Origin of the sequence: Bradyrhizobium sp. BR2003 (assembly GCF_009720285.1) — a bacterium.
Classification (GTDB): Bacteria; Pseudomonadota; Alphaproteobacteria; order Rhizobiales; family Xanthobacteraceae; genus Bradyrhizobium; species Bradyrhizobium elkanii.
Window position 1 is genome coordinate 301,002 of record NZ_SMYJ01000025.1, and the last position, 7,841, is coordinate 308,842.

Consider the following 7,841-nt stretch of genomic DNA (forward strand, 5'->3'; position numbering starts at 1 on the left):
CCAGCAGTTTCTATCAGGAAAATCGGCGCGACATTATTTTATTACCCCACGCCTGCCCATCGATTTCCGCTCAGCCAAAAGTATGGGCTGCGTCGACAGCACTTGCTACTTCCCCGTCACCCCCGCGCAAAGGCTTCGCCTTTGCGCGGGGGTGACGGGGAAGGACTTGCCTTTGCTGCGAAACGTTGGGTGCCGCCCTCACCCCGCCACAGTTGCCTTGGGCTCCGCGGGCTTGCCCTCGTTCTTTCCCTCCGCGAGGTTGCGCACCACCATGTAGAAGATCGGCGTGAAGACCAGGCCGAACAGGGTGACGCCGAGCATGCCGAAGAACACGGCAACGCCGACCGCCTGCCGCATCTCCGAGCCCGAACCGGTCGACACCACCAGCGGCAGCACGCCGAGGATGAAGGCGAACGAGGTCATCAGGATCGGCCGCAGACGGAGCCGGCAGGCCTCGATCACCGCGTCCAGCCGCGATCGGCCCTCGAGCTCGATGTCGCGCGCGAACTCGACGATCAGGATCGCGTTCTTGGCGGCCAGGCCCACCAGCACCACGAAGCCGATCTGGGTCAGGATGTTGACGTCCTGGCCCATGATGCGCACGCCGATCGTGGCCGCGAACAGGCACATCGGCACGATCAGGATCACCGCGAACGGCAAGGTCCAGCTGCCATATTGCGCGGCCAGCACCAGATAGACGAACAGCACGCAGATCGGGAACACGTAGAGGCCGGCATTGCCGCCGGTGACCTGCTGGTAGGACAGGTCGGTCCATTCGAAGGAAAAGCCACTCGGCAATGTCTGGTCGGCGAGCTGCTTGATGGTGTTGAGCGCCGTCGTCGAGCTCACGCCGGGTGCCGGCTCACCCTGCAGTTCGGACGCCGAGTACAGATTGTAGCGCGCGACGCGGTCGGGTCCCGAGACGTCCTTGAAGTCCACGATGCTGCCGAGCATCACCATGTCGCCGGCGACGTTGCGGGTGCGCAGCCTTGCGAGATCGGGGCTGTCTTTCCGGAACGGCAGATCGGCTTGCGCGGTAACGTGATAGGTGCGGCCGAACAGGTTGAAGTCGTTGACGTAGGTCGAACCAAAATAGGTCTGGATCGTGTCATTGATGTTGGCGATCGGCACCCCAAGCTTCTGCGCCTTGACGCGATCAATGTCGACGAACAGCTGCGGCGTGTTCGCGGTGAACGGCGAGAATACCGACGTGAGAGACGGCGATTTGCGCGCGGCTGTCACCAGTTCGTCGGTCGCGGAAGCCAGCAGTTCGGGTCCGCGCCCCTGGCGATCCTGGACACGGATGGTGAAGCCGCCGCCGGTGCCGATACCGGGCACGGCCGGCGGCGGAATGACGATGATGAAGGCGCCCTGGATCACCGACAGACGCTTGCGCAATTCGGCCGTGATCGCGTTCGCCGTCAGCCCCTTCTTCAGGCGCGCCTCCGGCTCGTCGAATACCGGAAACAACGCCGCGGCATTGCCCTGCTGCGTGCGCGTCGCACCGGAGAAGCCGGCGAACGCCGCGACGCGCACGATGCCCGGCGTATCCAGCGCAATCCGCTCGATCTCGCGCACAACAGCGGTGGTCCGCGCCAGCGACGCGGCGCCCGGCAGCTGCGCCGAGATGATGACGTAGCCGCGATCCTGCGCCGGAATGAAGCCCTGCGAGGTGGTCGCGAGCAGCCAGCCGGCGCTACCAATCAGCACGAGGTAGAGCGCAAGCATCACCACCGTGTGCCGGATCACGAAGTCGGCCACCGATGCATAGCCGTGCGCGAGCCGGTCGAACACGCGGTTGAACAGCGCGGTGAAGCTGTCCCAGCCGCGCGCAATGATGTTCCAGCGCGCCGGCGGGCGTTTCTCCTCATGCGGCACCAGGATCTGCGAGGCCAGCGCCGGCGACAGGGTCAGCGAGCAGAAGCAGGAGATCGCGGTCGCGACCGCGATCGTCACCGCAAATTGCTGGAAGAACTGCCCGGAAATGCCGCCGAGGAAGGCGGTCGGCACGAACACCGCGCACAGCACCAGCGCGATCGAGACCAGCGCGCCGCCGACCTCCTCCATGGTCTTGAGCGCAGCGTCGCGCCTGCTCATGCCATGCTCGAGATGTCGCTCGACATTCTCGACCACCACGATGGCGTCGTCGACCACGATGCCGACAGCGAGCACCAGACCGAACAGCGTCAGATTGTTGATCGAGAAGCCGAGCGCGGCCATCACCGCGAAGGTGCCGACCAGCGACACCGGGATCGCGATGATCGGGATGATCGCAGGCCGCCACCCCTGCAGGAACACGAGCACGACGATGACGACGAGCGCCATCGCCTCGTAGATCGTCTTGATCAGCTCGTGGACCGATTGGGCGATGAACTCGGTCGGGTTGTAGCCGATATTGTAGTCGAGCCCCTTCGGGAAACTCGCCTTCATCCGCTCCATCGTGTCGGAGATGTTCTTGGCGGTGGCGAGCGCGTTCGATCCAGGCCGCTGCGTCACCAGCAGCGCGACGGCGGATTTGCGCAGCAGGAAGCTGTTGGTGGCGTAGGACAGCGCGCCGAGCTCGACGCGGGCGACGTCGCGCAGACGTACCGTGCGTCCGTCGGAGCCGGCCTTCACCACGATGTCCTCGAACTGCCTGATGTCCTTGAGGCGGCCGGTGAAGACGAGGTTCGGCTGGAATGCGCGATCGGCGATCGGCGGCTCGGCGATCTGTCCGCCGGCGATCTGCAGGTTCTGCGCCCGGATCGCCGCCAGCACCTCGGTCGAGGTCAGACCGAGATTGGCGATCCGGTCGGGATCGAGCCACAGCCGCATCGAGTAATCGCGCGCGCCGAACATCTGGATGTCGCCGACGCCATCGAGCCGCAACAGCTGGTCGCGGACCTGCAGCAGCGCGTAGTTGGAGATGTAGAGCTGGTCGAACGTGTCGTCGGGCGACAGCATGAACACGACCATCAGGATGTCGGGCGAGTTCTTGCGCGTTGTCACGCCGTTGCGCTGCACCTCTTCGGGCAGCCGCGGCTGCGCGATCGCGACGCGGTTCTGCACCAGCACCTGGGCCTTGTCGAGGTCGGTGCCGAGCTTGAAGGTCGCGGTTATGGTAAGCTGGCCGTTCGACGTCGCCTGGCTGTAGAGATACAGCATGTCCTCGACGCCGTTGATCTCCTGCTCGATCGGAGCGGCGACAGTGTCGGACACGGTTTGCGCCGAGGCGCCCGGATATTGCGTGGTGACGACGACGGTCGGCGGCACCACTTGCGGATATTCCGAGACCGGCAGCGTCGGATAGGCGATCGCGCCGACGATCAGCAGCACGATCGACAGCACCATCGCGAGGATGGGCTGGTTGATGGAGAGCCTGCCGAGATTCATGGTTTGGCACCTGCGGCGGGCTTGTCGGCGGCCGCGGGCTTGTCGCCTGCCGCAGGCTTGGAATCCGCCGGAGCCTGCGCCATTTTCGGCGTCACCTTGGCGCCGACGCGGGCGCGCTGCAGGCCGTCGACGATCACGTGATCCTCCGCCTTGAGGCCTTCGCGAACGACGCGCAGGCCGTCATCGAGCGGGCCGAGCACGACCGCCCTCGCCTCCACCGTGTTGTCATCCTTGACCACGAACACGATCTTGCGCGACTGGTCGGTGGCAACCGCGCTGTCCGGGATCAGCAGCGCCTCATAGGGCGAGGAGCCGATGATGCGGACGCGGCCGAACTGGCCGGGCAGGACCGACAGATCCTTGTTCGGAACCACCGCCCGGCTGCGCAGCGTCGCGGTCGAGACGTCGAGCCGGTTGTCGAGGAAGTCCATCCTGCCCTCATGCGAGGGCTTGGTTTCGCCGGTCAACGCGATCTGCACCGGGTTCGCCGTGTCGCGCGAGCTCGGCCGCCTGCCTTCGAACCACAGCTTGCTGTTGCGCTGATAGGTCGCCTCGTCGACGTCGAAATAGATGTAGATCGGATCGAGCGACACGATCGAGGTCAGCAGCGTCGCGCCGCCCTCGCTGCCCTGCACCAGATTGCCCGGAGTCACCAGATGCCGGCTGACGCGGCCGGTGATCGGCGCCAGCACATGGGTGAATTCGACATTGAGCTGCGCGGCCTTCAGGGTGCCTTCGGCCTGCGTCTCGGCGGCGCGCGCCGCCTGCAACGCCTGGCGGCGCTGATCGACGACCTGCTCCGAGACCGCGCTGGTCTGCACCAGGTTCAGCCCGCGCTCGAGATCGCGCTTGGCAAGCTCGCCCTTGGCGCGCGCGTCGGCGAGCTGGCCTTCGGCCTGCAGCACGACCGCCTCGAACGGCCGCGGATCGATGATGTAGAGCAGATCGCCGGCGTGGACGATCGCACCGTCCTTGAACTCGACGCTGTTGACGAAGCCGCCGACACGGGCGCGGACCTGGACCTCCTCGATCGCCTCGAAGCGGCCGGTGAACTCGTCCCAATCGGTGACGGTGCGCTTGACCGGCTGCGCGACGGTCACGGGCGGCGGCGGAGGCGCGGCCTGCGATTGCGCGCTCTTGTTGTCACAGCCGCCGAGCGCCAGCGCGGCCAGCAGCCCGAGCGGCGCAAGGGCGAGCCAAGGCCTGAGCGACGGGCCGCGCGAGGCATGGCGGCGACGCGAATGACGCTCGACGCTGGTCATCGGAGCCACACGCCCCGTACTGTCAATCGAACTCAATTCCCTCTCCCCCAGGATCAATGCAGGGCTACGAAAGTCGCAATCAAACTTGCGGTGATTCAACGCCGATCGACCACCGCAATGTCGCGGCAGCGGACGTCACAGATGTAGCCGCTCCCCAGTCTGTTCAAGATGGCCGCCGGATCAAGCAAATAGTTGCGCAATCTGAAAGCCTTACGACGTGATCGCGAAGCCGTGACGACGGGAAGGGACAGATTCACTGGCCTTTCGGGTGAGAAGAGATCACAGAAGGCGCGCCAGGAATCAATCACAAGGCGAATCACCGACACATATTCGTCACACAACGCCAATTCGGTCTGCAGTGCAGAAACCACCGGGGGTCACAAAAGATTAAAAATGGTCGAATTCCGATACTCTACCTCCCGCTGCATGGCCGAATCGTGGTTAACGACGCGGTGTCACGCGGACACACATTGACACTCGGAAACATCGACAATACGGTCGTGATTGCCAACCGGTAAATTTTCTTGGCCGCCGCGCTTTTCTCGAACATTCATTGGGCTTTTCTCGCGGCGAGTGTGAGTGGAAGCGATTACGTAATGGCAAGCGTATTTGACCTTGCTGATGTCGGGACTCCGCGACCGTCGCGGTGTCCGCATATTGCGAGCGGACCGGTGCGATCTCGGATCGCGAGTGGTCAACCTCAACGTGTGAGCCTCTTCACACGTCGTCGCCCCCAACAATTGTAGTTATTGATCGGCTTTCACGCCGATCGCGGGAGTGCTCATGACGACCTTACCTGCCTATACAATCGGTGGTTTAACACGCCCCGAGCTTCATCTCGATCCGAGCGGCAATATCATTCTGGATCCGGCCGCGCAGGCGTTCGTCAATACCTATGGCCTGCAATATCTTTACCTGGGCTGTCCTCCCGGCACACCGTGGCCGCCGGTGCCCGGCTTCCTGTCGCCTCCGACCGACGCCAATTCCGGCGCCAACACGGTCGTTGAGGGCGCCGCAGCCAACACATCGGTCGGCATCACCGCGCAATCCACCAGCCTGATCGGTCTTCCGGTCACCTATTCGCTGGTGTCCGATTCCTCGCATGGCGGCTTCAAGGTCGATCCGAATACCGGCGTGGTGTCGATTGCCGATACCTCCAAGGTCGATTTCGAGAGCTCCGGCGGCAGCTACGTCGTCAATGTGCAGGCGACCGACGGTATCTTCGTCTCGTCGCAGAGCTTCACGATCGCGGTCAGCAACGCGCCGCCCTTGACGCCGACCGACGGCAACGCCACCGCCAACGCCGTCAACGAGGGCGCTGCGGTCAACACCTCGGTCGGCATCACCGCCTCGTCGGCCGACGTCAACGGCCCCGGCGTCACCTACTCGCTGACATCGGATTCCTCCCATGGCGGCTTCAAGATCGATCCCAATACCGGCATCGTCACCGTCGCCGATTCCACCAAGATCGACTTCGAGACCGCGCCGGGTCACGCCTACACCATCACGGTCCAGGCCAGCGACGGCCATGGCGGCGTCAGCTCGCAGAGCTTCACGATCAACGTCAACGACGTCGCGATCAGCGCGCCGGTCGACGTCAACGCCGTCGCCAACAGCGTCGTCGAAGGCGCCGCCGTCAACACGCTGGTCGGCATCACCGCCTCCGCGGTCGATCCGAACGGCCCCGCAACCACCACCTATTCGCTGACCGGCGACACCTCCGGCGGCGGCTTCACCATCAATGCGACGACGGGCGTCGTCACCGTCGCCGATCCGAACAAGCTCGATTACGAGAGCGCACCCGGCCACGCCTACACCATCACCGTCCAGGCCACGAGCGGCGCGACCTCGACGACGCAAACTTTCACGATCGGCGTGACCGACGCTCCGCCGTCGGCGCCCACCGACTCTGACGCCGCGATCAACACAGTGGTCGAAGGCGCCGCCATCGGCACCGCCGTCGGCATCACCGCGCACGCTACCGACATCAATGGCGGCACCGTGACCTATTCGCTGGTCGGCGATGCCCACGGCCTCACCATCAACGCCGCGACCGGCGTCATCACCGTCGCCGATCCCACCAAGATCGATTTCGAAACCGCGCCCGGCCACGCCTACACCATCACCGCACAGGCCAGCGACGGCACGCAGACCAGCACGCAGACCTTCACCGTCAACGTCACCGACGTTGCGCCGTCGGCCCCGGTCGACAACAATGCTGCCGCCAATACCGTCGTCGAAGGCGCGGCCGTCGGCACCACGGTCGGCGTCACCGCATCCTCGACCGACATCAACGGCCCGGCGGTGACCTATTCGCTGACCGGCGACAGCTCCGGCGGCGGCTTCACCATCAACGCGACAACGGGTGTCATCACCGTCGCCGACCCGAGCAAGCTCGATTACGAAAGCGCGCCCGGCCACGCCTATACCGTCACGGCGCAGGCCAGCGACGGCACCCTTGCGACCTCGCAGACCTTCACCATCGCCGTCACCGAAGCCCCGCCCTCGGTTCCGGTCGACAGCGACGCCGGCGCCAATGCGATCGCCGAAGGCGCGGCCAACGGCTCGACCGTCGGTGTCACGGCGTCTTCGATCGACGTCAATGGCCCGCCGGTGACCTATGCGCTGATCGGCGACACCTCCGGCGGCGGCTTCACCATCAACGCGACAACGGGCGTCATCACCGTCGCGGATAGCACCAAGCTCGATTACGAAGGCGCGCCCGGCCACGCCTACACCGTCACCGCGCAGGCCAGCGACGGCACGACGGCGAGCTCGCAAACCTTTACGATCGCCGTCACCGACGTCGCGCCGTCGGCCCCGGTCGATGCCGACGCCGGCGCCAACCGCGTTGCGGTCAACGCGCCGGTTGGCGCGGGAACCGGCGTCACGGCATCCTCGAGCGACGTCAACGGCCCCGCGGTGACCTATTCGCTGGTCGGCGACACCTCAGGCGGCGGCTTCACCATCAATGCGACCACCGGCAAGATCGCGGTCGCCGATCCCAGCAAGATCAACATTGCCGACCCGTCCTATGACGTCACGGTCGATGCGAGCGACGGCACGCTGCACAGCCAGCAGACCTTCACCATCGCCGTGGTGGTCGACCAGGCGCCGGTCGTCACGGCCGGCCACACGCTGAACTACACCGAGAACCAGGCCGCGACCGTGATCGATTCGGCGATCACCGTCACCGACGGCGACGAC

The 7,841-nt window shown here is 65.1% G+C and carries 3 protein-coding genes; 1 reads left to right on the plus strand and 2 read right to left on the minus strand.

Annotated elements, in window-relative coordinates; genetic code table 11:
- Positions 1-198: 198 nt before the first annotated feature.
- A complete protein-coding gene (locus E2I15_RS18945; protein ID WP_137482485.1) occupies positions 199-3,372 on the minus strand; it encodes an efflux RND transporter permease subunit in 3,174 nt (1,057 codons plus the stop codon).
- Complete coding sequence (locus E2I15_RS18950; RefSeq protein WP_137482568.1) at positions 3,369-4,634, minus strand: efflux RND transporter periplasmic adaptor subunit; 1,266 nt, start codon at positions 4,632-4,634, stop codon at positions 3,369-3,371. Before E2I15_RS18950 ends, E2I15_RS18945 begins: the two co-directional genes overlap by 4 nt.
- A 783-nt stretch (positions 4,635-5,417) precedes the next feature.
- Here E2I15_RS18950 and E2I15_RS18955 point away from each other — a divergent pair.
- Positions 5,418-7,841: beta strand repeat-containing protein (locus E2I15_RS18955; RefSeq protein ID WP_196238921.1), on the plus strand; the 2,424-nt coding region annotated here is incomplete at its 3' end.